Origin of the sequence: Dyella telluris (genome assembly GCF_014297575.1) — a bacterium.
Lineage (GTDB): Bacteria > Pseudomonadota > Gammaproteobacteria > Xanthomonadales > Rhodanobacteraceae > Dyella > Dyella telluris.
Genome location: NZ_CP060412.1, coordinates 3,244,765 through 3,270,966, shown reverse-complemented (window position 1 = coordinate 3,270,966; position 26,202 = coordinate 3,244,765). Strand labels below are relative to the sequence as shown.

General features: G+C 65.9%; 30 protein-coding genes. 20 read left to right on the top strand and 10 right to left on the bottom strand.

Annotated elements, in window-relative coordinates; translation table 11 throughout:
• The first annotated feature begins 155 nt into the window (after positions 1-155).
• Positions 156-1,478, top strand: coding sequence for a hemolysin family protein (locus H8F01_RS14325; protein ID WP_187055765.1), 1,323 nt, complete (start codon positions 156-158; stop codon positions 1,476-1,478).
• A gap of 97 nt (positions 1,479-1,575) precedes the next feature.
• On the opposite strand, the gene H8F01_RS14320 is transcribed toward H8F01_RS14325, so the two are convergent.
• Positions 1,576-2,352 carry an RNA methyltransferase gene (locus tag H8F01_RS14320; RefSeq protein ID WP_187055764.1) on the bottom strand — a complete coding sequence of 259 codons (777 nt, stop codon included), beginning with the start codon at positions 2,350-2,352 and terminating at the stop codon, positions 1,576-1,578.
• A gap of 158 nt (positions 2,353-2,510) precedes the next feature.
• On the opposite strand from H8F01_RS14320, the gene H8F01_RS14315 reads away from it, so the two are divergent.
• On the top strand, positions 2,511-3,314 hold the full coding sequence (locus H8F01_RS14315) for an inositol monophosphatase family protein (protein ID WP_187055763.1): 804 nt from the start codon (positions 2,511-2,513) through the stop codon (positions 3,312-3,314).
• 103 nt (positions 3,315-3,417) lie between these two features.
• On the opposite strand, the gene hda is transcribed toward H8F01_RS14315, so the two are convergent.
• The 3 genes from hda to H8F01_RS14300 all read right to left on the bottom strand — a co-directional run bounded on the left by hda (position 3,418) and on the right by H8F01_RS14300 (position 6,373).
• Positions 3,418-4,122 (bottom strand): DnaA regulatory inactivator Hda, encoded by a 705-nt coding sequence (hda, locus tag H8F01_RS14310; protein ID WP_187055762.1) that lies wholly within the window; start codon positions 4,120-4,122, stop codon positions 3,418-3,420.
• Positions 4,119-5,306 carry an AI-2E family transporter gene (locus H8F01_RS14305; RefSeq protein WP_187055761.1) on the bottom strand — a complete coding sequence of 396 codons (1,188 nt, stop codon included), beginning with the start codon at positions 5,304-5,306 and terminating at the stop codon, positions 4,119-4,121. The genes hda and H8F01_RS14305 overlap by 4 nt, the downstream gene beginning before the upstream one ends.
• 86 nt (positions 5,307-5,392) lie before the next feature.
• Complete coding sequence (locus H8F01_RS14300) at positions 5,393-6,373, bottom strand: DUF2066 domain-containing protein (RefSeq protein ID WP_187055760.1); 981 nt, start codon at positions 6,371-6,373, stop codon at positions 5,393-5,395.
• 148 nt (positions 6,374-6,521) lie between these two features.
• Between H8F01_RS14300 and purM the strand changes: the two genes are divergently transcribed.
• The 3 genes from purM to H8F01_RS14285 are packed head-to-tail and all read left to right on the top strand — an operon-like array spanning position 6,522 to position 9,007.
• On the top strand, positions 6,522-7,550 hold the full coding sequence (gene purM / locus H8F01_RS14295) for a phosphoribosylformylglycinamidine cyclo-ligase (protein WP_187055759.1): 1,029 nt from the start codon (positions 6,522-6,524) through the stop codon (positions 7,548-7,550).
• 13 nt (positions 7,551-7,563) lie between these two features.
• Complete coding sequence (purN, locus tag H8F01_RS14290) at positions 7,564-8,232, top strand: phosphoribosylglycinamide formyltransferase (protein ID WP_187055758.1); 669 nt, start codon at positions 7,564-7,566, stop codon at positions 8,230-8,232.
• A gap of 55 nt (positions 8,233-8,287) precedes the next feature.
• Positions 8,288-9,007: a DUF3108 domain-containing protein gene (locus tag H8F01_RS14285; protein ID WP_187055757.1), complete on the top strand. Its 720-nt coding sequence runs from the start codon at positions 8,288-8,290 to the stop codon at positions 9,005-9,007.
• A 213-nt stretch (positions 9,008-9,220) separates the two neighbouring features.
• On the opposite strand, the gene H8F01_RS14280 is transcribed toward H8F01_RS14285, so the two are convergent.
• From H8F01_RS14280 to H8F01_RS14270, 3 genes are read right to left on the bottom strand one after another with little or no spacing between them, the layout of a single operon-like run.
• Complete coding sequence (locus H8F01_RS14280; RefSeq protein ID WP_187055756.1) at positions 9,221-9,535, bottom strand: hypothetical protein; 315 nt, start codon at positions 9,533-9,535, stop codon at positions 9,221-9,223.
• A 26-nt stretch (positions 9,536-9,561) separates the two neighbouring features.
• Entirely contained in the window at positions 9,562-10,821 is a 1,260-nt protein-coding gene (murA, locus tag H8F01_RS14275; RefSeq protein ID WP_187055755.1) for a UDP-N-acetylglucosamine 1-carboxyvinyltransferase, read from the bottom strand.
• 43 nt (positions 10,822-10,864) lie between these two features.
• On the bottom strand, positions 10,865-11,104 hold the full coding sequence (locus tag H8F01_RS14270; RefSeq protein WP_187055754.1) for a BolA family protein: 240 nt from the start codon (positions 11,102-11,104) through the stop codon (positions 10,865-10,867).
• A 253-nt stretch (positions 11,105-11,357) separates the two neighbouring features.
• Between H8F01_RS14270 and H8F01_RS14265 the strand changes: the two genes are divergently transcribed.
• The 12 genes from H8F01_RS14265 (at position 11,358) to ptsP (ending at position 21,712) form a co-directional block, all read left to right on the top strand.
• On the top strand, positions 11,358-12,368 hold the full coding sequence (locus H8F01_RS14265; protein ID WP_187055753.1) for a KpsF/GutQ family sugar-phosphate isomerase: 1,011 nt from the start codon (positions 11,358-11,360) through the stop codon (positions 12,366-12,368).
• A gap of 98 nt (positions 12,369-12,466) precedes the next feature.
• Positions 12,467-13,006 (top strand): KdsC family phosphatase, encoded by a 540-nt coding sequence (locus H8F01_RS14260; RefSeq protein WP_187055752.1) that lies wholly within the window; start codon positions 12,467-12,469, stop codon positions 13,004-13,006.
• Positions 13,003-13,677 (top strand): LPS export ABC transporter periplasmic protein LptC, encoded by a 675-nt coding sequence (lptC, locus tag H8F01_RS14255; RefSeq protein ID WP_187055751.1) that lies wholly within the window; start codon positions 13,003-13,005, stop codon positions 13,675-13,677. The genes H8F01_RS14260 and lptC overlap by 4 nt, the downstream gene beginning before the upstream one ends.
• Complete coding sequence (gene lptA / locus H8F01_RS14250; RefSeq protein WP_238480993.1) at positions 13,640-14,188, top strand: lipopolysaccharide transport periplasmic protein LptA; 549 nt, start codon at positions 13,640-13,642, stop codon at positions 14,186-14,188. The genes lptC and lptA overlap by 38 nt, the downstream gene beginning before the upstream one ends.
• A gap of 3 nt (positions 14,189-14,191) precedes the next feature.
• A complete protein-coding gene (gene lptB / locus H8F01_RS14245; RefSeq protein WP_187055749.1) occupies positions 14,192-14,911 on the top strand; it encodes an LPS export ABC transporter ATP-binding protein in 720 nt (239 codons plus the stop codon).
• A gap of 147 nt (positions 14,912-15,058) precedes the next feature.
• Positions 15,059-16,528, top strand: coding sequence for an RNA polymerase factor sigma-54 (locus H8F01_RS14240; protein WP_187055748.1), 1,470 nt, complete (start codon positions 15,059-15,061; stop codon positions 16,526-16,528).
• A 292-nt stretch (positions 16,529-16,820) separates the two neighbouring features.
• A complete protein-coding gene (gene hpf / locus H8F01_RS14235; protein WP_187055747.1) occupies positions 16,821-17,144 on the top strand; it encodes a ribosome hibernation-promoting factor, HPF/YfiA family in 324 nt (107 codons plus the stop codon).
• A 130-nt stretch (positions 17,145-17,274) separates the two neighbouring features.
• A complete protein-coding gene (gene hprK, locus H8F01_RS14230) occupies positions 17,275-18,225 on the top strand; it encodes an HPr(Ser) kinase/phosphatase (RefSeq protein WP_187055746.1) in 951 nt (316 codons plus the stop codon).
• A 3-nt stretch (positions 18,226-18,228) separates the two neighbouring features.
• Positions 18,229-19,128 carry an RNase adapter RapZ gene (gene rapZ, locus H8F01_RS14225; RefSeq protein ID WP_187055745.1) on the top strand — a complete coding sequence of 300 codons (900 nt, stop codon included), beginning with the start codon at positions 18,229-18,231 and terminating at the stop codon, positions 19,126-19,128.
• A gap of 43 nt (positions 19,129-19,171) precedes the next feature.
• Positions 19,172-19,564 carry a PTS sugar transporter subunit IIA gene (locus H8F01_RS14220; RefSeq protein ID WP_187055744.1) on the top strand — a complete coding sequence of 131 codons (393 nt, stop codon included), beginning with the start codon at positions 19,172-19,174 and terminating at the stop codon, positions 19,562-19,564.
• Positions 19,557-19,826: an HPr family phosphocarrier protein gene (locus H8F01_RS14215; protein ID WP_187055743.1), complete on the top strand. Its 270-nt coding sequence runs from the start codon at positions 19,557-19,559 to the stop codon at positions 19,824-19,826. Before H8F01_RS14220 ends, H8F01_RS14215 begins: the two co-directional genes overlap by 8 nt.
• A 155-nt stretch (positions 19,827-19,981) precedes the next feature.
• Positions 19,982-21,712, top strand: coding sequence for a phosphoenolpyruvate--protein phosphotransferase (ptsP, locus tag H8F01_RS14210; RefSeq protein WP_187055742.1), 1,731 nt, complete (start codon positions 19,982-19,984; stop codon positions 21,710-21,712).
• A gap of 111 nt (positions 21,713-21,823) precedes the next feature.
• Here the strand turns inward: ptsP and H8F01_RS14205 are convergent, their stop codons facing one another.
• Positions 21,824-22,702: a LysR family transcriptional regulator gene (locus tag H8F01_RS14205; RefSeq protein WP_187055741.1), complete on the bottom strand. Its 879-nt coding sequence runs from the start codon at positions 22,700-22,702 to the stop codon at positions 21,824-21,826.
• 87 nt (positions 22,703-22,789) lie between these two features.
• Here H8F01_RS14205 and H8F01_RS14200 point away from each other — a divergent pair, with 87 nt between their 5' ends.
• Positions 22,790-23,815 (top strand): YeiH family protein, encoded by a 1,026-nt coding sequence (locus H8F01_RS14200; RefSeq protein ID WP_187055740.1) that lies wholly within the window; start codon positions 22,790-22,792, stop codon positions 23,813-23,815.
• Between the two features lie 64 nt (positions 23,816-23,879).
• On the top strand, positions 23,880-24,356 hold the full coding sequence (locus tag H8F01_RS14195; RefSeq protein WP_222615668.1) for a GFA family protein: 477 nt from the start codon (positions 23,880-23,882) through the stop codon (positions 24,354-24,356).
• Between the two features lie 7 nt (positions 24,357-24,363).
• Here H8F01_RS14195 and H8F01_RS14190 read toward each other — a convergent pair whose 3' ends face one another.
• Together H8F01_RS14190 and H8F01_RS14185 are read right to left on the bottom strand one after the other, a co-directional pair.
• Entirely contained in the window at positions 24,364-24,762 is a 399-nt protein-coding gene (locus H8F01_RS14190; protein ID WP_187055739.1) for a DUF302 domain-containing protein, read from the bottom strand.
• 128 nt (positions 24,763-24,890) lie between these two features.
• Positions 24,891-25,637, bottom strand: a complete 747-nt coding sequence (locus H8F01_RS14185) for a glucose 1-dehydrogenase (RefSeq protein WP_187055738.1) — start codon at positions 25,635-25,637, stop codon at positions 24,891-24,893.
• 111 nt (positions 25,638-25,748) lie between these two features.
• Here H8F01_RS14185 and H8F01_RS14180 point away from each other — a divergent pair, with 111 nt between their 5' ends.
• Positions 25,749-26,135, top strand: a complete 387-nt coding sequence (locus H8F01_RS14180) for an ArsR/SmtB family transcription factor (RefSeq protein ID WP_187055737.1) — start codon at positions 25,749-25,751, stop codon at positions 26,133-26,135.
• Positions 26,136-26,202 lie beyond the last annotated feature (67 nt).

Below are 26,202 nucleotides of genomic sequence, written 5' to 3'. Positions count from 1 at the left end.
CGGTCCAAGGGGGCCGGTTTTGCCCCTGGGGCGGTTTGCCACATGCCGGGCCGGGGTCAGCGCCTGTCCGCGATCTCCGCGGAGGTCGTAAACAGGCGCTTAGGCCTTACACTCCGTCTCATGTCCTCCCGCGACCTCCACGGCCGGCCGCCCCGATGCTGACCGAAATCCTTACCGTCGTACTGCTGTCCTTCTTCAACGGCTTCTTCGCCTTGTCCGAGATGGCCCTGGTGGCCTCGCGCAAGACGCGCCTGAAGCAGATGGCCCGCGACAGCCGCCGGGCCCGGGTGGCCCTGCGCAATGCCGAGGCGCCCGAGCGCTTCCTGTCCACGGTGCAGGTGGGCATGACCCTGGTGATCCTGATCACCGGTGCCCTGGCCGGCGACGCTCTGGGCGACCACATCGCCGACGCCATCCACGGCGGTCGGGCCGCCTGGATGGAGCCCTATGCCAAGGTCATCGGCCTGTTGCTGGGTTTCACCTTGATCTCCTTTATCCAGATCGTGATCGGGGAACTGGTGCCCAAGCGGCTCGCCCTGTCGGCGCCGGAACTGATCTCCGGTTACGTGTCCATGCCGATGATGGTGCTGTCACGCATGGCGGCACCGTTCGTATGGCTGCTCAATTTCTGCAGCGGCCTGTTGCTGCGCCTGCTGGGCGTGAAGGGGCGCGGCAGCGACTTTGCCTCGGAAGAGGAAATCCGCCTGCTGGTGGCCGAAAGCGCCGAGCACGGCGTGCTGGATCGCGACGAGCACAACATGGTCAACCGCGTGCTGCGCCTGGGCGACCGCACGGTGGACAGCATGATGACCCCGCGCACGCGCATCGTGTGGCTCAACGCCGCGGCGAGTTACCAGGAGAACGCGGAGATCCTGCGCACCACGCCGTATTCGCGCTATCCGGTGTACCGCGAAGACGAAAGCGACGTCCTTGGCGTGGCAGAGGTGAAGCGCCTGCTGCGCGGCTTTGCCCAGGGCAAGCCCGATATTTTCGGGCAACTTTCCAAGCCGCTCTACGTGCCTGCCACGGCCCGCGCGCTGGATCTGCTGGAGGAATTCCGCGACGCGGAAACCCAGCTGGCACTGGTGGTGGACGAGTACGGCGACATCGTGGGCCTGATCACCCTGGACAACCTGCTGGCGGCCATCGTGGGTGCCACGCAGCTGGGCAACAACGATCCCAAGGAAAGCCCGCTGATCACGCCCCGCGGCGACGACAGCTGGCTGGTCGACGGCTCGCTCTCCACCGACGACCTGCGCGAACTGCTGAAGGTCGACGCCCTGCCCGGCGAGGCGGAGCACGAATACCGCACGGCCGCCGGCATGGTGATGGCGGTGCTGGGCCATATCCCGCAGACCGGCGAAACCTTCGAGTGGCACGGTTATCGCGTGGAAGTGGTGGACCTGGACGGCGCACGCATCGACAAGCTCATCATCACGCGGCTGGCGAACATCGACGTGGAAGAAGACGGATTTTGAGCAACCGCGCCCGTGGCTCTCTGTAGGAGCGCACTTGTGCGCGACCGCAGCGCCAAGAACGGTCGCGCGCAAGCGCGCTCCTACAGTTGTCCCTTGATCAACCGCCCTTGGGCGCCTTGATCTTGTCCGTGGCAATCTGCGCCATGCGCTGCGCATCGGCGAAAATGCCGTGCATCACGCGCAGCTCGCGCTCGTCCGGCTGGGCGCGCTGGAACAGCTTGCGCAGGCGCAACATGATGGTGGTCGGCGCGCGGCCCTTGTGGAAATCGATGTCGTCGAGCATCTGGGTCAGGTGCTCGAAAAAGCGCTCCATCTGCGCCGCATCGGCGGGCGGTTCGGCATCCGCGCGAACAGGCACGGCCACCTCGCCCAGCGACGCCACGCGAAGCTCATAGGCCATCACCTGCACGGCCTGCGAAAGGTTGAGCGAGCTGAAGTCGTCCACGCTGGGAATGCGCACCATGGCATGGCAGCGCGCCAGTTCCTCGTTCTCCAGCCCGGTGCGCTCGTTGCCGAAGACCAGCGCCACCTGTTCACCACGAGCCGCGGCGGCAAGCGCACGGGCCGCCGCTTCGCGCGGGGTGATCTCCTCCAGGTCCACGCCACGGCGGCGGGCTGAAAGGCCCAGCGCCAGACTGGTTCCCGCCAGGGCGTCCACCAGGCCTTCGCTGACGGTGGCGTTCTCCAGCACGTCGTCCGCCCCCGCGGCCAGCGCGGAAGCCTCCCTGTCGGGGAACCGGTGCGGTGCCACCAGGGCCATCCGGTCGAAGCCCATGGTGCGGATGGCGCGGGCGGCACTGCCGATATTGCCGGGGTGCGAGGTGCGCACCAGCACGTAGCGGATGCGGGCGGCGAGGTCGGATTCAGCGCTCATGGGGGCGGGGAAACTCGTGCAAACGGGCGCAAAGCTTGGAAATGTCTGGCCCTCCTGTCAAACCCGGCCGCCCGACGGCCCTTGGGTCGGCCTGACCCGGAGGCCGTCTGTCTGCTAGACTTTGCCGCCGAAACCCCGCTCTTTTGAAAGCCGAAGCCATGCCCAGACCCGCCGTCAACGTCGCGGTGCGCGCCGCGCGCTCCGCAGGAAACATCATCCTGCGTTACATGAATCGCATCGACGGCCTCAATGTCGTCGAAAAGCAACGCATGGACTTCGCCTCGGAAGTCGACCGCCTGGCCGAAGCCGAGATCATCAAGGAACTCAAGCGCGCCTACCCGACGCATGGCTTCCTTGCCGAGGAAAGCGGCGCGATCGGCAAGGGCCCGCTGACCTGGGTGATCGACCCGCTCGACGGCACGCATAACTACCTGCGCGGCATCCCGCACTTCTGCGTTTCCATCGCGCTGCTCGACAAGGGCGAGCCGGTGTACGCGGTGGTGTTCGATCCGCTGCGCGACGAGCTGTTCACCGCCAGCAAGGGCGACGGTGCCTACCTCAATGACCGCCGCATCCGCGTGGCCAAGCGTGAGAACCTGGGCGGCGCGATGATCGCCACCGGTTTCCCGTACCGCCAGCGTTCGCACCTGGACGCCCAGCTCGACATGACCCGCGCCCTGCTTGGCCAGGCCGAGGACATCCGCCGCTCCGGCTCCGCCGCGCTCGACCTGGCCTATGTGGCCGCCGGCCGCTACGACGGCTTCTTCGAGATCGGCCTGAAGCCGTGGGACATGGCCGCCGGCGTGCTGCTGGTGCGCGAGGCAGGCGGCCGCTACTGCGACTTCGCCGGTCGCGACGGCATTCCGGAGAGCGGCAACATCGTCGCCGGCAACCTCAACGTGGCGCAGGCGATGGTGGATGCCATCGGCGCGAACGCCACGCCGCGGTTATTGATGGCCTGAGGTGATCCACCTCCCGGAAAAAAGGCGCCCGTTGGGCGCCTTTTTTTGTGGTCTTGTTTGATCTGGTTGTCGCGCACAGGGTGCGCTCCCACAGACGATCTTCTCAGGCGCCAGGCTCGCTCTCGCGCAGGAATCCACGCAGGAACGGCACGGTGATCTTCCGCTTGGCCGCCAGCGAGGCCTGGTCGATGCGATCGAGCAGGTCCAGCAGGGCGCCCAAATCACGGGCGTAACGGGCGAACAGCCAGTCGAGCACCGTGTCATCCAGCTCGATGCCGCGCGTTGCGGCCTCCTTGCGGAGTACGGCGCGACGCTCGGCATCATCCAGCGGCTTCAGCAGTGCCTGCTGGCAGGCGCCCAGGCGCGAACGAAGGTCAGGCAGCCCCAGCCCCAGCTGGGTCGGCAGGGCTTCGGCAGCGAACAACAGCGTGGCACCCTCCGCCTTGGCCCGGTTGTAGACGTCAAACAGCGCGTGCTCGGCCTCGCGGTCACCGGCGATGGCACCCAGGTCGTCCAGCGCGAGGAATTCGCTTCCCGCCACGCCGCGGATGGCGGCAGCCTTGTCGCCCATGCTGGCCAGCGGCAGGTACTGCACCGTGCGCCCTCCCTGGATGGCCGCCTGGCAGGCTGCCACCAGCAGGTGGCTCTTGCCGCTGCCCGAAGGCCCGGCCAGATACAGCCACGGCGTGCCGGGCACGTAAGCCACCTGCTCCACGGCAGAGAGCGTCACGACGTTGCTGCCGGGATGGAAATGTTCGAAACGCTGGCGTCGGGGCCAGCGCAATACGAGCGGCATCTGCGGAATCATCGGGGTGGTACTGCGTCCTTCTTGGTGCCTTGTTCGTCGACGGTCGTGCGGGATTCCACCTTACCGTGCGGGGTGTCGACAATCACATCCACTTCAGTGAGCACGGGATCTCCCGCGCCCTCCTCGGTATACAGATCACTTTGCCGGTAGCGCTCGGCCAGGTAGCGCAGCACCACCAGGATCACCGAGGCCGCCGGCAGCGCCAGCAGCACGCCGAGGAAGCCAAACAGGTAACCGCCTGCCAGCACGGCAAAAATCACTGCCACCGGGTGCAGGCCGATCTTGTCGCCGACCAGCTGGGGCACCAGCACGTACCCTTCCAGCAACTGGCCGGCGGTGAAAATGCCAACCACGATCAACACGTGGTTCCAGTCGCCGTACTGCACCAGGGCGGCAATCAGCGCGGAGCCGAAGCCCACGATGAAACCCAGGTAAGGCACGAAGCTGAGCAGGCCGGCGATCATACCGATCAACGGGCCAACCGACAGCCCCATCAAGGTCAGCGCCACGCCGTAGAACAGGCCCAGCGCCAGCATCACCAGCAGCTGGCCGCGCACGAAGGCACCCAGCACGCTGTCGGACTCGCGTGCCAGGTGGGCCACGGTGGGCTCGACGGAGCGCGGCAACATGCGGTCGATCCAGGCCACCAGGCGGTCCCAGTCGCGCAGCAGATAAAACGCCACCACCGGGATCAGCACCATGTTGGTCAGCCACATGACCACGCCGACGCTGGAGCGGGAGATCTGCCCCAGCAACACCGAGGCGGCATTGCCGATCGAACCCAGGTGTTCCTTGAGCTGCTGGGTCAGGCGGTCGGTGTCGAACGCATTCGGGTCCAGGTGCAGCTTGGCCTGCAGCCATGGCAGCGCGGTATTGCGGGCCCAGTCCACGTAGTGGGGGATGTTCTGCACCAGATTTTCGATCTGGCGCGAAATCAGCGGAATCAGCAGAAGCAACGCGCCCACGGCCGCGAGCAGCAGCACGATGAACACGATGGTCACCGCCAGCGTGCGGCCCATGCCCAGGCGCTGCAGGCGGTCCGCCAGCGGATCGCCCAGGTAGGCGAGCATCGCCGCGAAGGCGAACGGCATCAGCACCGGCGCCAGCAGCCAGAACACGTAGAAGATGGCCCCGGTGATGGCGAGCAATTGCCAGCGGCGGGAGCTGTCAGGCGTCATCGACATGGCTCATCCCATGAGGTCGGAAATCAGGGCCGCGCGTCGAATCCCGGACGATGCGCGGGGGTGCGGCGTTCACCGCACCCGGAAATTCAGTGGACCCAGCGCAGGCTGGCGTCGGAATCACTGTGCGAGTCGCCGCGCAGGAGCCGGCCCGTGGCGGCCAGGCTGTTGGCCAGCGCGTCCATCGGCAGGCTGGCCTTGACCGCGAACAGCATGCCATCGCCCTGTGAACTCAGCGTCGTCACCTGCCGCACGTTCGGATCGTTGCGCAGCACTGCCACCAGGTTGGCGTAATCCATGGCGGAGTTCACCTGCGATACCCACAGCTTGCCGTCGACGCTGGCCGAGCCGATCACGTTGAGCTGCTTGCCAAGCCGATCGGCCAGGCCGTTGGCGGCGTCGGTCAGCACGGCGGCTGCATTGGCGCCCTGCGTGGTCCACTTCTGCTGCGGGCCGCCGGAGAGCAGCACCCAGTCAGCGGCGTTGCCGTGCATCTGGCCCAGCAGGATCAGGCCTGTCTTGTACTGCCGTGCCAGCCCGGCCACCTGGTCGGGCTCGGCGCTGCTGAGGTTCGGCGTGTCGCCCGTCTTCGCGGGGTCGGCCAGCACCGTGCTGAAACCCTTGGCGGCGACCGCCTGGGTAAGCGTGGCCAGCGCGTCCTTGGTAAGCACGCTGCCGTCATCGTCGCGGATGACGAGCAACACCGGCGGACGGGAGCCGCCACCGGATACGCCCATCTGGCCTACGGCGCGCTGCACGGCGGCCTGGTCAAAGGTGACCTGCAGCGCCATGCCGGTGGCGGCGCGCTGGTACTGGAACTGCTGGACGATGCCCGAGGCCCCCTTGAGCACGTCGGCGTAGCCGGGCTTGCTGGCCACGTCCTGGCCGCCCGAGGTACGCGCCAGCACCTGCGCCAGCGCATCGCTGAAGGCGGCATCCCGGGCGGTGTCACTGGTATCGGCCACGGAAACGACCACCGTGTACGGGGATACCTGTCCCTGTGCGTGCACGGACAGCAGCGGGGCCAGGCCCAGCATGAAACAGACGAAAAGCAGGCGGGACAGGCGCATGGGGAGCGATATCCGGGTGGGGAACACGGAAAGTCTGCCCAATCCGGCCCTGAGCGTCCATCGAAGCGGTCCCGATTCCCGTCTTCGCTCAGGAAACTGCGGCCCCACGCTGCTACAATCCGGCGTTTCCCAACGCCGGGTTGCCCCCATGTCCGACGCCCTCACCTACCGCGCCGCTGGCGTCGATATCGACGCAGGCAATGCCGTGGTCGAACGCATCAAGCCGCTGGTCAAGCGCACCTCCCGTCCCGAAGTGATGGGCGGCCTGGGCGGCTTCGGCGGCCTGTTTGACCTGTCCGGCAAGTACAAGGAGCCGGTGCTGGTCTCGGGTACCGACGGCGTGGGCACCAAGCTCAAGCTCGCCCAGCAGCTGGGTCGCCACGACACCATCGGCATCGATCTGGTGGGCATGTGCGTCAACGACGTGCTGGTGCAGGGCGCCGAGCCGCTGTTTTTCCTGGACTACTTCGCCACCGGCAAGCTGGACGTGGATACCACCGTGGCCGTGGTCGGCGGCATCGCCAAGGGCTGCGAGCTGGCCGGTTGCGCGCTGATCGGCGGCGAGACGGCCGAAATGCCGGACATGTACCCGCCGGGTGAATACGACCTGGGCGGCTTCACCGTCGGCGCGGTCGAAAAATCGCAGCTGCTCAGCGGCGAGAAGATCGTGGCCGGCGACGTGATCCTGGGCGTGGCCTCTTCCGGCCCGCACTCCAACGGCTACTCGCTGATCCGCAAGATCCTCGAGCGCGCCGGCAACCCGCTGGACCTGGACCTCGGCGGCGTGACGCTGGCCGACGCCCTGATGGCCCCCACCACCATCTACGTCAAGCCGATGCTGGCGCTGATGAAGAGCCAGCCGGTGCACGGCATGGCGCACATCACCGGTGGCGGCCTGAAGGAAAACATCATCCGCGTGGTGCCCGAGAACCTCGGCATCCACATTGACGCCGCCGCCATCGTGCTGCCGCCGGTGTTCGAGTGGCTGATGCGCGAAGGCAACGTGGCGCGCGAGGAAATGTGGCGCACCTTCAACTGCGGCGTGGGCTTCACCGTGATCCTGCCGCGTGACGCGGTCGGCGCCGCCAGCGAGCTGCTGGCCAGCCATGGCCTGAAGAGCTCGGTGATCGGCGAAATCGTGCCCGCCCAGGGCGACGAGCGCGTCCACATCGGCTAAGAGCCTGCTCTCCGTGACAACCCAGCGTCTTCGCGTCGCCGTGCTCGCCTCCGGGCGCGGCAGCAACCTGCAAGCCCTGATCGCCGCCCGTGACGCGGGCGGATTGCCCGTGGACTTCGTGGCCGTCGGCAGCGACAAGAAAGATGCGGGCGCCCTGCAACTGGCGAAAGACGCGGGCATCCCGACGTTCACGCTGAACCCGAAAGACTTCGCCACGCGTCGCGACTTCGACGTCGAGCTGTTCCGCCAGCTCGATGCCACCGGCGCGCAGATGCTGGTGCTGGCCGGCTTCATGCGCATCATCGATGGCGAGGCGCTGGCGCCCTGGGTGGGCCGGATGATCAACATTCACCCGTCCCTGCTGCCCAAGTACCGCGGCCTGCATACGCATCGTCGCGCACTCGAAGCCGGCGACGCCGAACATGGCGCCAGCGTCCACTACGTCACCGCCGAACTCGATGGTGGCCCGGTGATTGCGCAGGCGCGCATCGTGATCCAACCGGGCGACGACGAGGCGCAGCTTGCCCAGCGCCTGCTCGGCTTCGAGCACCAGCTGCTACCCGCCGTGCTGACCCTGATGGCCGAACAGCGCCTGACCCTGATCGCCCCCGACCGCGTGGCCTTCAACGGAAAAGCGATCGACGCGCCGCTGCAACTGCGCAACGGCCAACTGGTTGACTGAGCGCCTGACGCGTCTCTACAACCCGTTCAGGATGAACGCGTAGACTGCGGTCCCCATGACCGCTCCCAACTCCCTTCGCACGTTCGCCGCCGGCCTTGTGCTGGCCGTCTCCACCACGGCAGCCTTCGCCGCCACACCTGCACCGACGCCATTCACCGCGACCTACCAGGTGTCGCAGGGCGGACAGGTGATCGGCGAAGCGGTGATCACGCTCAAATCCGCCGGCAACGGTCAGTGGGTCTACAGCAACCAGACCAAGGGCACCGCAGGCATCGCCGCCGCGCTGGGCGCCAATTCCTCGGAAACCACCACGTTCCGCTGGAACAACAACGCGCCGGAAACCATCAGCTACGACTACAACATGGACGCCGGCTTCAAGAAGAAGCAGCGCCATACCGAGGTCAACTGGACCAGCGCCCAGGTGACGGTGGACGAGGGCAAGGGCCCGGCTTCCTATCCGGGCGCACCCGGCCTGGTCGATCGCAATACGACGGCATTCGCGGTCGGCCTGGCGCTGCGCGAGGGCAAGCAGTCCGTGTCGCTGCCCGTGGCTGTGAAACGCAACGTGGAAACGCAGGAATTCAAGGTCACGGGCAAGGACACCGTGAAGGTTCCGGCCGGCAGCTTCCCGACGGAACGCGTGGTTCGCGGCGGCGACGAGAATGCTTTCAGCGCGTGGTACGCCCCGCAGAAGTATCCGGTGCCGGTGAAGCTGACGCAGAGCGATGGCGGCAACCTGGAATTGCAGCTGGTGAGTTTCAAGGCCGGTAACTGAGCGCAGGCGCCTGGTTGGGCACTGACGCCCCAGTCAAACCTGACTGTCATTCCCGCGAACGTGGGAATCCCGTGACTTTCAAACGTGCCGCCAGACCGGAAGGCACTGGATCCCCGCTTTCGCGGGGATGACGGTCAGGGAAATGAGGCGCTTCGAGCTTCAAAGAAAAAGGCCGCTTGCGCGGCCTTTTTCATGAGCTATGGGAGCGCGGGATCAGGTCGGCATCACCGTCGGATGCTCACGCAGCCAGCGACGTGCGCGCGGCTGCGTCAACAGCAGGTCGTTGCCGCCGAAGACCAGCGCCCACGTTACGACCAACATCAGATAGTGCTTCCAGCCAGCTCCGAAGCCGGGCAGGAAATTGACGACGGCGGCCACCACCACGGCAGCCGCAACGATCACCCCAAGCAGCAAGAAGCTGGTCCTGACTGTGTGGCTGCGCGAGACCGCTTCGGACCAACGAACCCGGCGACTGCGCGGATCCAGTCCACGCAGTTCGGGGATATCCGCTATGCGCCAGTAAGCCATTCACCCCTCCCTGGTTTCGCCTGAGATCAGGACGGCAAACGGCGGATCTTCGCGCCGAGCACGCCCAGCTTTTCTTCGATGTTCTCGTAGCCGCGATCGATGTGATACACGCGGTCCACCGTGGTGTCGCCTTCGGCCACCAGGCCGGCGAGCACGAGGCACGCGGAAGCACGCAGGTCGGTCGCCATGATCGGTGCGCCGCTCATCTTTTCCACGCCCTTGATGATGGCGGTGTTGCCTTCCAGGCGGATGTCGGCGCCCAGGCGCTGCAGTTCCAGTGCGTGCATGAAGCGGTTCTCGAACACCGTCTCGGTGATCACGCCCACGCCTTCGGCCACGCAGTTGAGCGCGGTGAACTGCGCCTGCATGTCGGTCGGGAACGCCGGGTACGGCGCCGTGGTGATGTTCACTGCCTTGGGGCGGCGGCCGCGCATGTCCAGCTCGATCCAGTCGGCGCCGGTGGAGATGTGCGCACCGGCTTCTTCCAGCTTGGCGAGCACGGCATCCAGCGTATCGGCACGCGCGTTGCGCGCGCGCACCTTGCCGCCGGTCATCGCGGCGCCGACCAGGAAGGTGCCGGTCTCGATGCGGTCCGGCAGCACTTCGTATTCGGCGCCATGCAGGCGTTCAACGCCGTGGATGGTCAGCGTGGAGGTGCCGGCGCCTTCGATCTGCGCACCCATGGCGATCAGGCAATGCGCCAGGTCGACCACTTCCGGTTCCTGCGCGGCGTTCTCGATGATGGTGGTGCCCTGCGCGAGCGCGGCGGCCATCATGATGTTCTCGGTACCCGTCACCGTGACCATGTCCATGGAGATGCGGGCGCTCTTCAGGCGCTTGGCCTTGGCCTTGATGTAGCCGTTCTCCACGACCACGTCGGCGCCCAGCGCCTGCAGGCCGCGGATGTGCTGGTCCACCGGACGCGAGCCGATGGCGCAACCGCCCGGCAGCGACACTTCCGCCTCACCGAAGCGGGCCACCAGCGGGCCGAGCACGAGGATGGACGCACGCATGGTGCGCACCAGGTCGTACGGGGCGAAATGACGGTCGGTGGTGCGCGGGTCGACGTGCATCTTCATGCGGTCGTCCAGCACCAGCTGCGTGCCCATCTGGCCCAGCAGCTCGATGAAGGTGGTCACATCGTGCAGGTGGGGCACGTTGCTGATCGCCACCGGCTCGTCGGCCAGCAGGCAGGAAGCGAGGATCGGCAGCACGGCGTTCTTGGCGCCGGAAATACCCACCTCACCGTGGAGCGGCTCGCCGCCACTGATCAGGATCTTGGCCATCTAGAAAGTCCTTGGAATCGATTGCACGGGGCGCTGCGCTGCCTCAACGGCGCGCCGCGACCTCCGCAGGAGTCAGCGTCTTCAGGGCCAGCGCGTGGATCGCACCACCCATGAGATCCCCCAACGTGGCGTAAACCAGGCGATGCCGTGCCAACGGCAGCTTGCCAGCGAACTGTTCCGCCACCACTTCTGCTTCGAAGTGCACGCCGTCGTCGCCGCTGACGTTTGCCTGCGCACCGGGCAGGCCTTGTTCGATCATTGCCTGGATGGTGGCAGCGTCCATGGTTTTTCCACTTGCAAGGTTGGGTCAGTGCCATCGATCCGGACAGGAACCGGACCCAATGTCACCGACTATGACGTTAAAATGCGAATATGCCATGTTAATGGAAAACCTCTGTCGCAGAAACGACACGTGTTACCGAGGCCCGCCAATCCCGGGCGCGAAAATTCTCATAACATAATGATTCAACGGACTTTTCGACCTGCACACACCCGTTCAGGGTGATGACGAAAATCCGGCAGACCCCCGAGGACGCATGAACGCCCACGTCGCCCCAGCTAACCCGCATGCGATCAACGCCGATGCCATCGTGCAGAGCGCACGCACCGTGATCGCCACCGAAGCCGCGGCCATCCGCGCCCTGGAGCCGCGCATCGGCCCCGAGTTCGTCGAAGCCTGCCGCCTGATCATGGGCTGCGCCGGCCGCGTCGTGGTCACCGGCATGGGCAAGTCGGGCCATGTCGCCCGCAAGATCGCCGCCACCCTGGCTTCCACCGGCACGCCGGCGTTCTTCGTCCATCCGGGCGAGGCCAGCCATGGCGACCTGGGCATGATCCTGCCGCAGGACGTGGTGCTGGCCCTTTCCAACTCGGGCGAAACGGACGAAGTGCTGTTCATCCTGCCGGTGATCAAGCGCCAGGGCATTCCCCTGATCGCCATCACGGGCAATGCCCATTCCTCGCTGGCCGATCAGGCCAACGTGCATCTGGACGCCAGCATCGCCGCCGAAGCCTGCCCGCTGGGCCTGGCACCCACCGCCAGCACCACGGCAGCCCTGGTGATGGGTGATGCGCTCGCCATTGCGCTGCTCGAGGCGCGCGGCTTCACTTCGGAAGACTTCGCCCGCTCGCACCCGGCCGGCAGCCTGGGTCGTCGCCTGCTGCTGCACATCAGCGACGTGATGCACACCGGCGAAGGCATCCCGGCCGTGCCGCCCAATGCCTCGCTCACCCGGGCGCTGATGGAAATGACCCGCAAGCACCTGGGCATGACCGCCGTGGTGGACGCCGATCAACGCCTGCTCGGCGTATTCACCGACGGTGACCTTCGCCGCGCCCTGGACGACGACGACCTCGACCTGCGCGGTGCCACCGTGGCCGAGCTGATGACGCGCGGGCCCAAGACCATCGGCGCCGACAAGCTCGCCATCGAGGCCGCCCAGCTCATGGAAAAGCACCAGATTCACGCGCTGCTGGTGGTCAACGACCAGCAGCAGGTGGTGGGTGCCCTTAACATTCACGATCTGCTTCGCGCCCGTGTGGTCTGATCGAAAGGTTCGGCTGCTCTCCTTCACTGCGTCCACCGTCCGGGCTCTCCGGCGTTTGAGCGTATCGCCCTCCTCCCGCCTGATGGCCGACCTCCTCCATGTACCTGGCTGATATCCCCGCAGACGTCCTCGCCCGTGCCGCCAAGATCCGCCTCGTCGTGTTCGACGTGGACGGCACCCTGACCGACGGCCGCCTGTGGTACGCCGAAGACGGTCATGAAACGAAGGTCTTCCACGTGCATGACGGCCTGGGCCTGAAGCGCGTGATGGCCAATGGCGTGCAGGTGGCCATCATGTCCGCGCGCATCAGCCACCCGGTTGCCCTGCGTGCCGAAGAGCTGGACATCGCACACGTCTACCAGGGCCAGGGCGACAAGCGCGCCAGCCTCCAGCAGCTGATGGAAGCGCTGACGCTGGCCCCTGACGAAGTGGCCTTCGTGGGCGACGACCTGCCTGACCTGCCAGCCATGCGCATCGCCGGCCTGGCGGTGGCGGTAGCCAATGCCCACCCCTGGGTCGCCGAGCAGGCCCACTGGCAGACGCGCCTGGCCGGCGGCCACGGCGCCGCCCGCGAGGTGTGCGACATGCTCCTGCAGGCCCAGGGCAAGGCGGCCGCAGAACGGGAGCGCTGGCAGTGAGTTTGCGATCGTACCTGCGCGACCGGGGACTCCCGGTGGCGATCGTCGTGATGGCCATCGCCATGGGCTCGGCCCAGATGCTGTACTGGTGGCTGGCCCCGGCGCCGAAGGTCAACGAGTTCGTGGGGCCGCCGCGTTCGGGCTATACGCTGACCAACTTCCAGCTGTGGTCGTATGACGTGGACGGTCTGCCCAGCTTCCAGATGGTGGCCCCGCACCTGGAACGGCGTGAAAACGACGATTCCCTGTACATCAACACGCCCGACTTCACGCTGCCGTCCAACCAGGCCGGGGTGCCGCCGTGGCTGGGCAATTCCCTGTACGCCTGGGTGGACAAGAGCGGCACCCTGCTGAAGCTGCAGGGCCCGGTGTACATGCACCGCGCGGCCTACTGCGTGACCGCCGCCGCGGAAATCCACACCTCGGACGTCACCGCATGGCCCAAGGAAAACCGTATGGTGACGGACGCCCCCGCACAGATGGTGCAGGGCGACAGTAAACTTAGCGGGGTCGGCATGCGTGCCAATCTCAACACCAACCATCTGGAGCTGCTCGATGAAAGCCACGGCACGTTTCCGCCGCGCAAAAACAAGTCTCAAGTTGGCGCCAAGCCTGCTTGCGCTGAGCCTGCTCATGCTGCTGCCGGGTCTGGCGCTCGCCAAGAAGTCTGATCGCGACCAGCCCATGAGTTATGACGCCAAGTACACCGAGGCGTTCAATGCCCCCAACACCGTCAGCACGCTCAAGGGCAGTGTGAGGGCGGTACAGGGCACCATGGTGCTCACGGGCGATCTCGCCAAGCTCTACATGGACGGCGACCAGCAGCTCGCGCGCATTGTCGTCACCGGCAACCCCGCGCACATCCAGCAGTTGGACGAGAACAACAACCTGATGCAGGGCGACGCCCAGACGCTCGACTACGACAACATCAACGGCATCGCGGTGCTGACCACCAACGCCGTGGTGCGCCAGCAGGGTCGTGGCGAATTCCACGGCGACAAGCTCACCTACGACACCAACACCAGCCTGATCACGGGCGAGGCCGGTGGCGACGGGCTGGTCCACGGCATCATCCTGCCCAAGCCGAAGCCCGGCGCTCCGGCCCCCGCTGGCACGCCGCCCAAGCCCGCCACGCCACCCGCCGGGCAGCAACCTGCGCCCAAGCCGGCCGAGGGTCATTGATCGATGCTTTCCGCTGAAGGTCTGCAAAAAAGCTTCAAGGCACGCCAGGTCGTGCGCGACTTCGCCTTCTCCATCCGCGAAGGCGAAGTGGTCGGCCTGCTCGGCCCCAACGGCGCCGGCAAAACCACCTGCTTTTACATGGTGGTGGGCCTGATCGAAGCCGACGCCGGCGTGATCAAGCTGGACAAGCAGGACATCACCGGCCTGCCCATGCACCAGCGCGCCAAGCTCGGCATCGGCTACCTGCCGCAGGAGGCTTCGGTGTTCCGTCGCCTTACCGTCGCCGACAACATCATGGCGGTGCTGGAGCTGCGCGAAGGCTGGGACGAAAAACGCCGTGCCAACGAGCTGGAAAGCCTGCTGGACGAGCTGAAGATCGCGCACATCGCCGACCAGAAGGGCATCAGCCTTTCCGGCGGCGAGCGTCGTCGCGTGGAGATTGCGCGAGCGCTGGCCGCGCATCCGCGCTACATGCTGCTGGACGAGCCGTTCGCGGGCGTGGACCCCATTTCGGTGGGCGAAATCCAGCGCATCGTGCGGCACCTGAAAGAGCGCGGTATCGGCGTGCTCATCACCGACCACAACGTGCGCGAAACGCTGGGCATCTGCGACCGCGCGTACATCCTCAACGATGGTGAAGTGCTCTCACGCGGCACGCCGGCACACATCCTTGCCGACGAAAAGGTCCGCGAGGTTTACCTTGGCCGCGAATTCCGCCTGTAACCCCTGGCACCCCGGGGGCTTACCTCAGGAATAAACCTGAGGTAGTACGCGATTCGGCTGCTGAACCAGCTCACTGGCTCTCAGACCTATGGCCGACCCCGGGGTCACGAGTTAGGATGATCTTCACGTTCATCCCGACCGCCTGGCATGAAACCCGGACTGCAGTTTCGCCTCAATCAGCAGCTCACGCTGACCCCACAGCTGCAACAGGCCATTCGCCTCTTGCAGCTGTCACAGCTTGAGCTGGAGGCGGAACTTCGCCAGATAGCCGAAAGCAACCCCTTGCTCGAGTTCTCCGAGGACAACCCGGACAACCTCGACAGTGACGAGCGCGAACCGCTGGAATCCATTCCCGCGAGCTCGTCCAGCTCCAGCAGCAGCGACACCGTGGACGATGCCGAGGCCCCCGAATGGGGCGAGGCCGACTCCGACGGCGGCAGCGACGACCCGGTGGACTTCTCCAACGGCAGCGGCGCCGCCTCGCGCAGCAGCAACCCGGACGAAGACGGCTTCGAACCGCAGAACGCCGCGGCGGAAACCCTGCAGGAACACCTGCTCTGGCAGCTCAACCTGACGCACATGAGCGTACGCGACCGCACCATCGCGGCGGTGCTCATCGATGCGCTCAATCCGGACGGCTACCTTACCGAGAGCATGGAGTCGCTCATCGCGGCCCTGCCGGCCGACCTGAAGGCGACCACGGCGGAAGTGGAATACGTGCGGCACACGCTGCAACGTTTCGATCCTACCGGTGTGGCCAGCGTGGACCTGCGCGACTGCCTGAGCGTGCAGCTGCAACAGTTCGATCCGGATACGCCGCACCGCGATCTCGCCCTGCGCATCGTGGACACCGAACTGGAACTGCTGGCACGCAACGACATCGCGCGCCTGGCCCGCAAGCTGCGCGCGAACGAAGACGACACCGCCGCGGCCGCCGTGCTGATCCGCAGCCTCGATCCGCGCCCCGGCGCCGCGCTGGACGTCACGCCCGTGGAATACGTGGCCCCCGACGTCTACGCGCGCAAGGACCTCGGCCGCTGGCGCGTCAGCCTGAACCCGGACTGCCAGCCACGGCTCGGACTCAACCAGCATTACTGCGGCCTCATTGCCCAGGCACGCGGCACCGATGCCAGCTGGATGCGTGGTCAGCTGCAGGAAGCGCGCTGGCTCATCAAGAGCCTGGAATCGCGCGCGGAAACCCTGCTCAAGGTGGCCGAGGCCATCGTGCGCCGGCAAAGCGCCTTCCTCGACTACGGCCCCGAAGCCATGCACCCGCTGGTGCTGCGCGAAGTGGCCGAGGAAGTGGGCATGCACGAATCAACCATTTCACGTGTAACTACCCGCAAGTACATCCACACGCCGCGGGGCACGTTCGAACTCAAGCACTTCTTTTCCAGCGGCGTATCCACCGAAGACGGTGGCAGCGCGTCGGCCACCGCCATCCAGGCCATGCTGCGCAAGCTGGTCGATGCCGAGGATCCGCGCAAGCCGCTGTCCGACCAGGCCATCGCGGAGGAACTGCACCGCAAGGGCATTCAGGTTGCCCGTCGCACCGTGGCCAAATACCGCGAGGCCATGCGCATTCCCAGCTCCAGCGAACGTCAGCGCGCCGGCTGAACACGTCATCCGGCCACTGTGGCAAAGCGCCCCGGGGAACTTGGCGGCAAAAAAGGCGTCCCCATAATCATGGGTAAGACGATCCCACGGGTAGCTGTCATGTCTGACGCGTGAAGGTCTTCATAACGCGAAGAGAACACCGAAAGCGCATAGTGACTATCCCGACTTGGTGAGGAGGCCGGAACAGAGGATCGAGACATTCCCGGGTTTTTGAAGGTGTGTCGGCCACGACATAAGCGACCGGTACATCGACCCCAGCCGCGTCTGCGGCAAGTACCAGAGGAGGCGCAACATGCAAGTTCAGCTCAGCGGTCAACAGATTGAAGTCACCCCGGCCCTGCGGGATCACGTGAACAGTCGACTTGACCGCCTCACCCGCCTCGACGAACGACTCCTCAGTCTGAGCATCGTTCTTTCCGTGAACAAACTGCAGCAGCGCGCCGAAGGAACACTATCGGTCACGGGCAGCACCCTGCACGCCGAAGCGCTTGAGAACGACATGTACGTCTCCATCGATGTCCTGTTCGACAAGCTGGTCACCCAGCTGCGCAAGCACCGCGAGAAGGTCTGCGACAAGCACCAGCGCGCCGTGCGCGACGAGCGCCTGTACGGCTGACCCCCGCCCCGGCCCGCCCGTTTCCCGGGCGGGCCGTTCCCTCCCGATCCCCCTGTCCAAGGCATCCGCCGGTGTGAACTGGCACAATGCGCATGTGGCCGCCCTGAATCCGCGGCGCAAAGGACATGGCTTGGACAGGCTGACCGCCCGACAACTCTATGACAGCGTTCACGAGCGCATGGCGCTGCGCTGGGTTTCCGGCATGCGCGGTGAATCGCGTGTGCTCGAACAGGCCGCGACCACCACGCGCCGCCCGTCGCTGATCGGCTATCTCAACGTCATCTACCCGAACAAGATCCAGATCATCGGCACCGAGGAGCTCAACTACCTCGACAGCCTGGAATCGCGCCAACGCTGGGAAGCGATCAACAAGATCGCCGCCTATCAGCCGGTAGCGATGATCGTGACCAAGGATCAGCCCATCCCCACCGACCTGCGCGAGGTGGCGGAAGAAACCAACACGCCGCTGTGGATCAGCTCCAAGCGCGGCCACGAGCTGCTGACCTGGATGCAGTACCACCTGGCGCGCATGCTGGCGCCCAAGGTGACGCTGCATGGCGTGTTCCTCGAAGTGTTCTCCATTGGCGTGCTGATCACCGGCGAGTCCGGCTCCGGCAAGAGCGAACTTGCGCTGGAACTGATCAGCCGCGGGCACCGACTGGTGGCCGATGACGCTACCGAATTCACGCTGATCGCCCCCGACGTGATCGACGGCACCTGCCCCGAGCTGCTGCAGGACCTGCTGGAAGTACGCGGTCTTGGCGTGCTGAACGTGCGCGAGATGTTCGGCCACACGGCGGTCAAACCCTCCAAGTACCTTCGCCTGGTCATCCATCTGAAGCCGTTGCGCGAAGGCGAAGACACCGATGGGCTCACGCGCCTTACCGGCGACATCGGCCACCGCGAGATCTTCGAGGTACCGGTGCCGATGATCACCATTCCTGTGGCACCCGGCCGTAACCTGGCCGTGCTGGTCGAGGCGGCCGTGCGCAACCACGTGCTCAAGAGCAAGGGCATCGACCCGGCCCAGACCTTCATCGACCGCCAGGCGCACCAGATGCGCCGGCTGCCTCCGTGGTGACCCATGAGCGAAACGACCGTCGCCAACGCCATCCGACGCCCTGACGCGATCCACCTGATCGTGCTTACCGGCTTGTCCGGTGGCGGCAAGACCGTTGCCCTGCGCGCATTGGAAGACCTGGACTTCTACTGCGTGGACAACCTGCCCACCGCCCTGCTGCCGCAGCTGGTGGCGGCAGTGAGCCGCAATGTGGAAGGCAAGCGCCGCAACGTGGCGGTGGGTGTGGATGTGCGCAATCCCGGTGAAGACCTGCAGCGCATGCCCGCCATGCTGTCGGAGCTGGCCGCCGTGGGCGTGCACACGCACCTGATTTTCCTGGACTGCCGCGACGACGTGCTGATCAAGCGGTATTCGGAAACGCGCCGGCGCCACCCGTTGTCCTGGCGCGGCCTGTCGCTTGCCGATGCCATTGCCGAAGAACGCCGCCTGCTGCGCCCGCTATCGGCCATTGCCGACAAGGTGATCGATTCCAGCGATCTGAACGTGCACCAGCTGCGCCGCGTGATCGCCACCGGCTACGCCGAGGCCACCGACGGGCTGACGCTGATGTTCCAGTCGTTCGCATTCCGCCGCGGCCTGCCGCTGGATGCGGATTTCGTATTCGACGCTCGCTGCCTGCCGAACCCGCACTGGGATCCGACGCTGCGCCCGCTCTCCGGCAAGGACGCGGGCGTGCGCGACTACCTGGATGCGCAGCCGCTGGTTGCCGAATACTTTGCCGACACCGCTCGCTGGCTGGACACCTGGCTGCCTCGCTTCGAAGCGGACGATCGCAGCTACGTGACCATTGCCATCGGCTGCACCGGCGGTCGCCACCGCTCGGTGTACCTGGTGGAGAAACTGGCTGCCCATTCCCGCGCGCTGCGAAGCGGCGTGCTTACCTTCCATCGCGAACTCGAGTGATAGCCATGCTGTCCATCCAGACCAAGCGGACCGGCTCGCCGTCATGAGTGTCGGTGTGCTGTTGATGACGCACGAAGCGGTCGGCCAGGCGCTGATTTCTGCCGCCCACCATGTGCTGCCCAAGCTGCCCCTGCGGGTGGATGCGGTCGAGGTTCCCCCGCACGAGGACCCGGACGTGATGCGCACGCTCACGGCCAGGCACGCGCGGGAGCTCGACGAAGGCGACGGCGTGCTGGTGCTCGCCGACCTGTATGGCGCGACGCCTTGCAACATCGGGCTGTCACTCGGCTCGATCGGTGTCCGGTTGCGCTGCGTGTCGGGACTGAATCTTCCGATGCTGCTGCGCGTACTCAATTACGCAGAAAAACCGTTGGACGAACTGGCGGAGATTGCCGCCAGCGGGGGCCGCGGGGGAATTTTCATAGACCATGCTTGAAAAAGAAATTGTCGTTTCGAACAAACTGGGGCTGCACGCCCGCGCTTCGGCCAAGCTCGTGCAGCTGGTGCAGGGTTTCAAATCCACCGTGTGGCTGGTCAGCAAGGGACGTGAAGTCAACGCGCAAAGCATCATGGGCGTCATGATGCTGGCGGCAGGCATCGGCACGCCGCTGACCGTTCGCGCGGATGGCCCGGACGAGGCCTCCGCCATCGACGCCGTGGTCGCCCTGTTTGATCGCAAGTTCGACGAAGGAGCCTGAGTGGGTAGAACGATGACATGCACGCTTCAGCCTGAGGCCGTATTCACGGCCCGGTGGGCTGCGTCGTGCCATCGTTCACACTCAGGAATCCACGCGTTGGCTGGATGCCGACGCGACGCGCGACCGGACGGGTCGCTCCACCACGGAAGGCACACATGAGACAGATACTGGCAGGCACCACCGCAGCGAAAGGCATGGCCCTCGGCCGTGCCCGCCTGGTGCAGCCCAGCCGCTATCTGGTCGATACCCGCCCGCTCAACGAAGACGAAGTCGACGTCGAGCTGGAACGCCTGCATCACGCACTCGACACCGCCCGCCAGGAACTGCGCGAGCTGCGGGGGAAGCTGCATGGCGCACTGGCCCGCGAAGTCAACGAATTCATCGACGCCCACAGCCTGCTGCTGGACGACCCGGAACTGTTGCGCGGGCTGGACGACCTGGTGCGCATCGGCCACTACCGCCCCGGCGCGGCGCTGAAGAAGCAGCGTGACCGCCTGGCCGCGGTGTTCGAGGCCATGGACGACCCTTACCTGCGCTCGCGCAAGGAAGACGTCGACCAGGTCATCAGCCGCGTCATCTCGGCCCTGCAGCGCCAGACCAGCCGCGAGGAACGCAAGCTGGCCGCGCGCGTGGGCGAGATCCTCATTGCCGACACCATCGCGCCCGCCGACATGGCTCATCTTGCCGGCGCCGGTCTGCTCGGTGTCGTCGCCAGTTCGGGCAGCCCTTATTCGCACAGCGCCATCCTGGCGCGCAGCCTTGACCTGCCCATGCTGGTCGGCGCGCGCGATGCGTTGTCCACCATCCACGACGACGACCTGATCTTGCTGGACGCCGAGCGCGGCGAAGCCGTGGTGCATCCCACCGCGCAAGACCTTGCCCGCTACCGCGCCTGGCAGCGCGAGGCCGCGGCGGAAGGCCGCCGCCTGGCCACGCTGGCGAACGCACCCACGCGCACGCGTGACGGCGTGGATGTGCGCCTGTATGCCAACGCCGAGATGCCGCCCGATATCGCCATGGCGCGTGCGCGCGGCGCGGACGGCGTGGGCCTGTACCGCACCGAATTCCTGTTCCTGCGCCAGAAGGGCCTGCCCACCGAAGACGAGCAGTTCATCGCCTATCGCGACCTGGTGCTCGGCATGGGCGGCCTGCCGGTGACCATTCGCACGCTGGACCTCGGCGCCGACAAGGCCGACGCGGCCGGCCTGGTGATCCGCGGCGAAGACAACCCCGCGCTGGGCGTGCGTGGCGTGCGCCTGTCGCTGCGCTACCCCGCCGTGTTCAGCACCCAGATCCGCGCCATCCTGCGCGCCGCCTGCTACGGCCCCGTGCGCGTGCTGGTGCCGATGGTGACCCAGCCGGACGAACTCATCGCCGTGCGCACGCTGTTCAAGCTGGCGCGCCAGGAACTGAAGCGCGAGAACATCGACCTGCCGGAGAAACTCCAGCTCGGCGCGATGATCGAAGTGCCCGCCGCGGCCATCAACGTGCGCGCACTGCTGGAGCACGCGGACTTCCTCGCCATCGGCACCAATGACCTGGCGCAGTACGTTCTGGCCGCCGACCGTGGCAACGATGCGCTGGACAACATCTACAACCCGCTGCAGCCGGCGCTGCTGCGCCTGCTCGCCTACGTGATCACGGAAGGCCGGCGCGCGAAGAAGCCGGTGAGCCTTTGCGGCGAAATCGGCGGCGATACCAACTTCACCGCCCTGTTGCTTGCGCTTGGCCTGTGCGAATTCAGCATGCACCCCAGCCAGCTGCTGCACGTGCGTGATCGCCTGACATCGCTCGACCACGCCATTCTGCGTGCACACGCGCCGCGCATCCTGCGCTCACGCACGCATGAAGAGGCCGAGGCGTTGCTGGCCAGCATTACCGGCTGAGTACCTTGGCCTCTTTGTAGGAGCGCACTTGTGCGCGATCAGCTGACGGAACGGTGAGGCCGGTAGACTGCGGTCGCGCACGGGTGCGCTCCTACAGTGGATGTTGCCGGATCAACCCGCGCTGGCCAGAAACGCCTCGATCAGCGCGCCGCGATAACGCTGTCGATGCAGCAGCAGCGACAGCTTGCGATGCAGATCCAGGAACGGCGTGTGCAGCACTTTCAGCCGGCCCGCGGCCACGGCATCGATCACCGACACTTCGGGTACGCAGGCAATGCCGAGCCCGGCGATCACGGCCTGCTTGATCGCTTCGGCCTGGTCCAGCTCCAGCACCGTTTCACCGGCAGGCAACGAGGTCAGGGCGCGCTCGCTGAGGCTGCGCGTGGCGGAACCCGGCTCACGCAGCACCCATCGCGCGCCCGCGAAATCATCCGGCTCCAGGCGCCGCTTGCGCGCCAGCGGATGGTCCGGCGAGGTGCAGACCACCAAGGCATCGTCGCGCCATGGACGAACCTCCAGTGACGGATGCGCCACGGGCCCTTCGACGCAGCCCAGCTCCAGCGCGTGGTCGAGCATGGCAGCAACGATTTCGGCCGTGTTCGATACGCGCAGGCGAACGGACACATGCGGGTGCTCCCGCACGAAAGCGCCCAGCAGCTCGCCCACCCGATAGTTGCCGACCGTGTTGCTGGCACCGATGCGCAGCTCGCCACCCAGCTCGTCGCCACCGCCACTGCCCACGCGGCCGAACTCGGCATAACGCTCAAGCAGCTCCTGCGCCAGCGGCAGCAGTTCGCGCCCCCGCGTATTGAGCCGCAGGCGCCCTCGTTCGCGAGCGAACACCGCGGCGTCCAGCAACCGCTCCATCTCAGCCAGCGCCATGCTGGCGGCAGGCTGGGTGAGATGGAGTGCCTCGGCCGCCGCACGCACGCTGCCGAGGCGTGCGATCTGCACGAACACCTCGAGCTGGCGAGGGCTGATATTTATCATCAGCTTATTTTATACAAATCATCAATAATTCAAAATTTTCTTGATGAGTTACGAAGCGGACAATGCGCCCATTGCAGGAGAGACCCCATGAGCGCCGTTACCGCCAGCACCACCACCGCCCCCAGCCTGTCCCAGCGCCTTCCCGGTATAGGGCTGTCCGTGGCGATCGCCCTGTTGGCGCTGGGCCTTGGCAAGCTGGCTCCGTTGATCGGCGGCCCGGTGTTCGGCATCGTGCTGGGCATCCTGGTGCGCAACACGATGTCCCCCGGCGGCACATTCACCCCGGGCATCCAGTTCGCCGGCAAACAGGTGCTGCAGTGGTCGATCATTGCCCTGGGCTTCGGCCTGAGCCTGGATCAGGTGGCCAAGACGGGCCTGGAATCCCTGTCGGTGACGCTGGTAACCATCACCGTGGCCTTCCTCACGGCCTGGCTGCTCGGCCGCTGGCTGAAGGTGCACGACAAGCTGAAGATCCTGATCGGCGTGGGTACGGCCATCTGCGGCGGATCGGCCATTGCCGCAGTGACGCCCATCATCAAGCCGGACGAGCACGACACCGCCTTCGCCATCTCCACCATCTTCCTGTTCAACCTGGTCGCGGTGCTGCTGTTCCCGCTGCTTGGACATCTGCTGCACCTGTCAGACCTCGGTTTCGGCCTGTGGGCCGGCACGGCGATCAACGACACCTCGTCGGTGGTGGCCGCGGGCTACAGCTTCAGCAAGCAGGCCGGTGACTACGCCACCATCGTCAAGCTGACCCGCGCCACGCTGATCATCCCGATCTGCCTGATCATCGCCTTCGCCACCGCATGGAAGCAGAAGAAGCAGGGCGCCGCCGATTTCAGCCTGGCCAAGATCTTCCCGTGGTTCATCCTGTGGTTCCTGGTGGCCTCGGGTGTGCGTACGGCCGGTCTGGTGCCTGTTGCCCTGCAGCCGGTGCTGCACATGGCCGCCGAGTTCCTGATCATCGTGGCGCTGACCGCCATCGGCCTGTCCGCCAACCTGCGCAAGATGGCTTCCACCGGTGCGCGCCCCATCCTGCTCGGCCTGGGTGTGTGGGCAGCGGTCTCGGTAAGCAGCCTGCTGGTGCAGCTGGTGATCGGGCAGCTCTGAGCTTCGCTCGACCTGCAGCAACAAAGCCCCGCCTTGCGCGGGGTTTTTCTTGTCCGGAACGGGCATGATCGACGGTGCCGCCCTGCCGTCGGATAGAGGACGCTCCATGCAACTCCATGGCCATTGCCACTGCGGAAACATCGCCTACACGCTCGCATGGGAGCCCGATCCCATCGAGATTCCCGCGCGCGCCTGCGATTGCTCGTTCTGCACGCGACACGGTGCGGCTTGGACGTCCAAACCGGATGGCTCGCTGGCCGTTACCGTGCTCGAACCGGCGCTGGTCAATCACTACGCCTTCGGCACGGAAACCGCGGATTTCCACATCTGCGTGCGTTGTGGCGTGGTACCGCTGGTGACCTGCACCGTGGAAGAACGGCTCTATGCCGTGGTCAACGTGAACACGCTCGATGGCATCGACCCCGCCATGCTGCAGCACCGCCCCGCCAGCTTCAGCGAGGAGGGCGTGGCATCGAAACTCGCGCGGCGCCAGAGCAACTGGATTGCCCACGTATCCATCATCGAAGGCAAGCAGCCTTAGCCCGTGCTCAGGCACCCGCCGCCTGTTTCAGCAGCGGCAGCGGGCCGGCCAGATTGGCCGACAGCGAGTCGGGAAGCCCATGGCGCGCCACGATGTATTCAGGCGCATTGCAGGCCACCCAGGTGGAACCCTGACCGTCGTCCCACACCAGTGCCTTGAGCGGCAGATCCAGCCCGGATAGCGGCACCTGCTGCATCAGCGGCGTACCTGCCTTGGGGTTGCCGAAGATCAGCATCTGCTCGGCCTGCATGGTCAGGCCCGCACGCGCTGCGTCGCCACTGAAGTCGATGTGCGCAAACACCATGATGCCGTGGGACTCCAGCGCCTGCCGCAATCGCTCGATGGTGGTGGCCACGTCGAACGACGAACGGAACTGCACAATGCCGTGATCAGCCTGACTGGACATCCGGGCGCCTCGCTGCAGGGAAATGGACGTCCGATATTCCACCAGAATTCGTCAACCCCGTGCATGCGCAAGAACGTGCATCCCGGCCCACACCGGGATGCACGCGGCAACGCTCTATGGTCGATGGATCAGCGCATGCCGCCGCCGGCGAAAAGCTGCTCGCCGGTCAGCCAGTACGCATCGTTGGAGGCGAGGAAGGTCACGATGGACGCAATGTCCTGCGGCTGGCCGATACGGCCCAGCGGCGTCTGTGCGATGGCGCCCTGATGGAAGTCCGAACCGATGAAGCCCGCCGCATGCGTGCCTTCGGTTTCGACCATGCCAGGGTTCACCGTGTTGACGCGGATCTGGCGCGGGCCAAGCTCGCGCGCCAGCACGCCGGTGATGGCATCGACCGCACCCTTGGTGCCCGTGTAGACGGCGCTTTCGGCCGGCACGATGCGCGTGACCAGCGAACCGATGTTGATGACGCTGCCGCCATCCTTCATGTGGCGAGCCGCCGCCTGCGTGGTCAGCAGCAGGCCAAGCACGTTGACGTTGAACTGCTTGTGGAAGTGCTCCTCGGTGATGGCGTCGAGCGCGCCGAACTCGTACACGCCCGAATTGTTCACCAGAATGTCGAGGCGCCCGAAGTTCAACACGGCGGCATCGGCGAGAGCCTGTGCATCGGCAGCCCTGGAAACATCGCCACCGACGGCCACGGCCTTGCCGCCCGCCTTGGTGATTTCGGCAACCACGGCGTCCGCGCCGGCCTTGCTGGACGCGTAATTGACCACGACCGCCGCACCTTCCGCGGCCAGCGCCTTGGCAATGGCGGCGCCAATGCCCTTGGATGCGCCGGTAACCACAGCCACTTTATCTTTGAGCTTGCTCATGACGGGACCTGTTCAGTGATGGGGGAGAGGAATCAGGGACAACGCTAAACTTCAATAGTTCGCAACATACGAACTTATGAACTAGTTTTCAAGTGCTGCTAAAATCAGCACATGAGGCCTCTGACCCACCCCTCCATCGACGACGTGACCGTGGAAGGCATCCTGCATGCCCTTTCCGACCCCGTTCGCTCGGCCATCTACTGGCAGCTGTCCTGCGCGGACAGCGCCAACACCTGCTCGGCCTTCCTGAAGATGGAAGACCGCTGCATCCCCAAGTCCACGCTGTCGCAGCACTTCCGTGCCCTGCGCGAGGCCGGGCTGATCCGCAGCGAGCGTCGTGGCGTGGAAATGCTCAACACCACGCGCTGTGCGGAGATCGAACAGCGCTTCCCCGGCCTGCTGCCGGCGATCAAGAACGCGCAGGCCGTGCAGTGGGCCGCGCGCAGGCAGGACATCGAATCCGCAGGCGTGGCCAACAAGGCTGCACGCGGCGGTTAAGCCCGTCCGGACGTCCGGGAAGCACGCCGGTCATGCGCCGGCCGCGCACGCCATCGCCACGGACCAC

What these genes read in the sequence shown, in the direction of transcription:
- H8F01_RS14180 (WP_187055737.1), top strand. Translation starts at nt 25,749, where the DNA reads ATGAGGCCTCTGACCCACCCCTCCATCGACGACGTGACCGTGGAAGGC.
- H8F01_RS14305 (WP_187055761.1), bottom strand. Translation starts at nt 5,306, where the DNA reads ATGTCGATGACGCCTGACAGCTCCCGCCGCTGGCAATTGCTCGCCATC.
- H8F01_RS14195 (WP_222615668.1), top strand. Translation starts at nt 23,880, where the DNA reads ATGATCGACGGTGCCGCCCTGCCGTCGGATAGAGGACGCTCCATGCAA.
- H8F01_RS14265 (WP_187055753.1), top strand. Translation starts at nt 11,358, where the DNA reads ATGAACGCCCACGTCGCCCCAGCTAACCCGCATGCGATCAACGCCGAT.
- H8F01_RS14215 (WP_187055743.1), top strand. Translation starts at nt 19,557, where the DNA reads ATGCTTGAAAAAGAAATTGTCGTTTCGAACAAACTGGGGCTGCACGCC.
- H8F01_RS14185 (WP_187055738.1), bottom strand. Translation starts at nt 25,637, where the DNA reads ATGAGCAAGCTCAAAGATAAAGTGGCTGTGGTTACCGGCGCATCCAAG.
- murA (WP_187055755.1), bottom strand. Translation starts at nt 10,821, where the DNA reads ATGGCCAAGATCCTGATCAGTGGCGGCGAGCCGCTCCACGGTGAGGTG.
- H8F01_RS14190 (WP_187055739.1), bottom strand. Translation starts at nt 24,762, where the DNA reads ATGTCCAGTCAGGCTGATCACGGCATTGTGCAGTTCCGTTCGTCGTTC.
- ptsP (WP_187055742.1), top strand. Translation starts at nt 19,982, where the DNA reads ATGAGACAGATACTGGCAGGCACCACCGCAGCGAAAGGCATGGCCCTC.
- H8F01_RS14240 (WP_187055748.1), top strand. Translation starts at nt 15,059, where the DNA reads ATGAAACCCGGACTGCAGTTTCGCCTCAATCAGCAGCTCACGCTGACC.
- lptA (WP_238480993.1), top strand. Translation starts at nt 13,640, where the DNA reads ATGCTGCTGCCGGGTCTGGCGCTCGCCAAGAAGTCTGATCGCGACCAG.
- H8F01_RS14325 (WP_187055765.1), top strand. Translation starts at nt 156, where the DNA reads ATGCTGACCGAAATCCTTACCGTCGTACTGCTGTCCTTCTTCAACGGC.
- H8F01_RS14200 (WP_187055740.1), top strand. Translation starts at nt 22,790, where the DNA reads ATGAGCGCCGTTACCGCCAGCACCACCACCGCCCCCAGCCTGTCCCAG.
- hda (WP_187055762.1), bottom strand. Translation starts at nt 4,122, where the DNA reads ATGATTCCGCAGATGCCGCTCGTATTGCGCTGGCCCCGACGCCAGCGT.
- purM (WP_187055759.1), top strand. Translation starts at nt 6,522, where the DNA reads ATGTCCGACGCCCTCACCTACCGCGCCGCTGGCGTCGATATCGACGCA.
- lptB (WP_187055749.1), top strand. Translation starts at nt 14,192, where the DNA reads ATGCTTTCCGCTGAAGGTCTGCAAAAAAGCTTCAAGGCACGCCAGGTC.
- H8F01_RS14260 (WP_187055752.1), top strand. Translation starts at nt 12,467, where the DNA reads ATGTACCTGGCTGATATCCCCGCAGACGTCCTCGCCCGTGCCGCCAAG.
- H8F01_RS14220 (WP_187055744.1), top strand. Translation starts at nt 19,172, where the DNA reads ATGAGTGTCGGTGTGCTGTTGATGACGCACGAAGCGGTCGGCCAGGCG.
- H8F01_RS14285 (WP_187055757.1), top strand. Translation starts at nt 8,288, where the DNA reads ATGACCGCTCCCAACTCCCTTCGCACGTTCGCCGCCGGCCTTGTGCTG.
- rapZ (WP_187055745.1), top strand. Translation starts at nt 18,229, where the DNA reads ATGAGCGAAACGACCGTCGCCAACGCCATCCGACGCCCTGACGCGATC.
- H8F01_RS14280 (WP_187055756.1), bottom strand. Translation starts at nt 9,535, where the DNA reads ATGGCTTACTGGCGCATAGCGGATATCCCCGAACTGCGTGGACTGGAT.
- H8F01_RS14315 (WP_187055763.1), top strand. Translation starts at nt 2,511, where the DNA reads ATGCCCAGACCCGCCGTCAACGTCGCGGTGCGCGCCGCGCGCTCCGCA.
- hpf (WP_187055747.1), top strand. Translation starts at nt 16,821, where the DNA reads ATGCAAGTTCAGCTCAGCGGTCAACAGATTGAAGTCACCCCGGCCCTG.
- H8F01_RS14320 (WP_187055764.1), bottom strand. Translation starts at nt 2,352, where the DNA reads ATGAGCGCTGAATCCGACCTCGCCGCCCGCATCCGCTACGTGCTGGTG.
- H8F01_RS14270 (WP_187055754.1), bottom strand. Translation starts at nt 11,104, where the DNA reads ATGGACGCTGCCACCATCCAGGCAATGATCGAACAAGGCCTGCCCGGT.
- H8F01_RS14205 (WP_187055741.1), bottom strand. Translation starts at nt 22,702, where the DNA reads ATGATAAATATCAGCCCTCGCCAGCTCGAGGTGTTCGTGCAGATCGCA.
- H8F01_RS14300 (WP_187055760.1), bottom strand. Translation starts at nt 6,373, where the DNA reads ATGCGCCTGTCCCGCCTGCTTTTCGTCTGTTTCATGCTGGGCCTGGCC.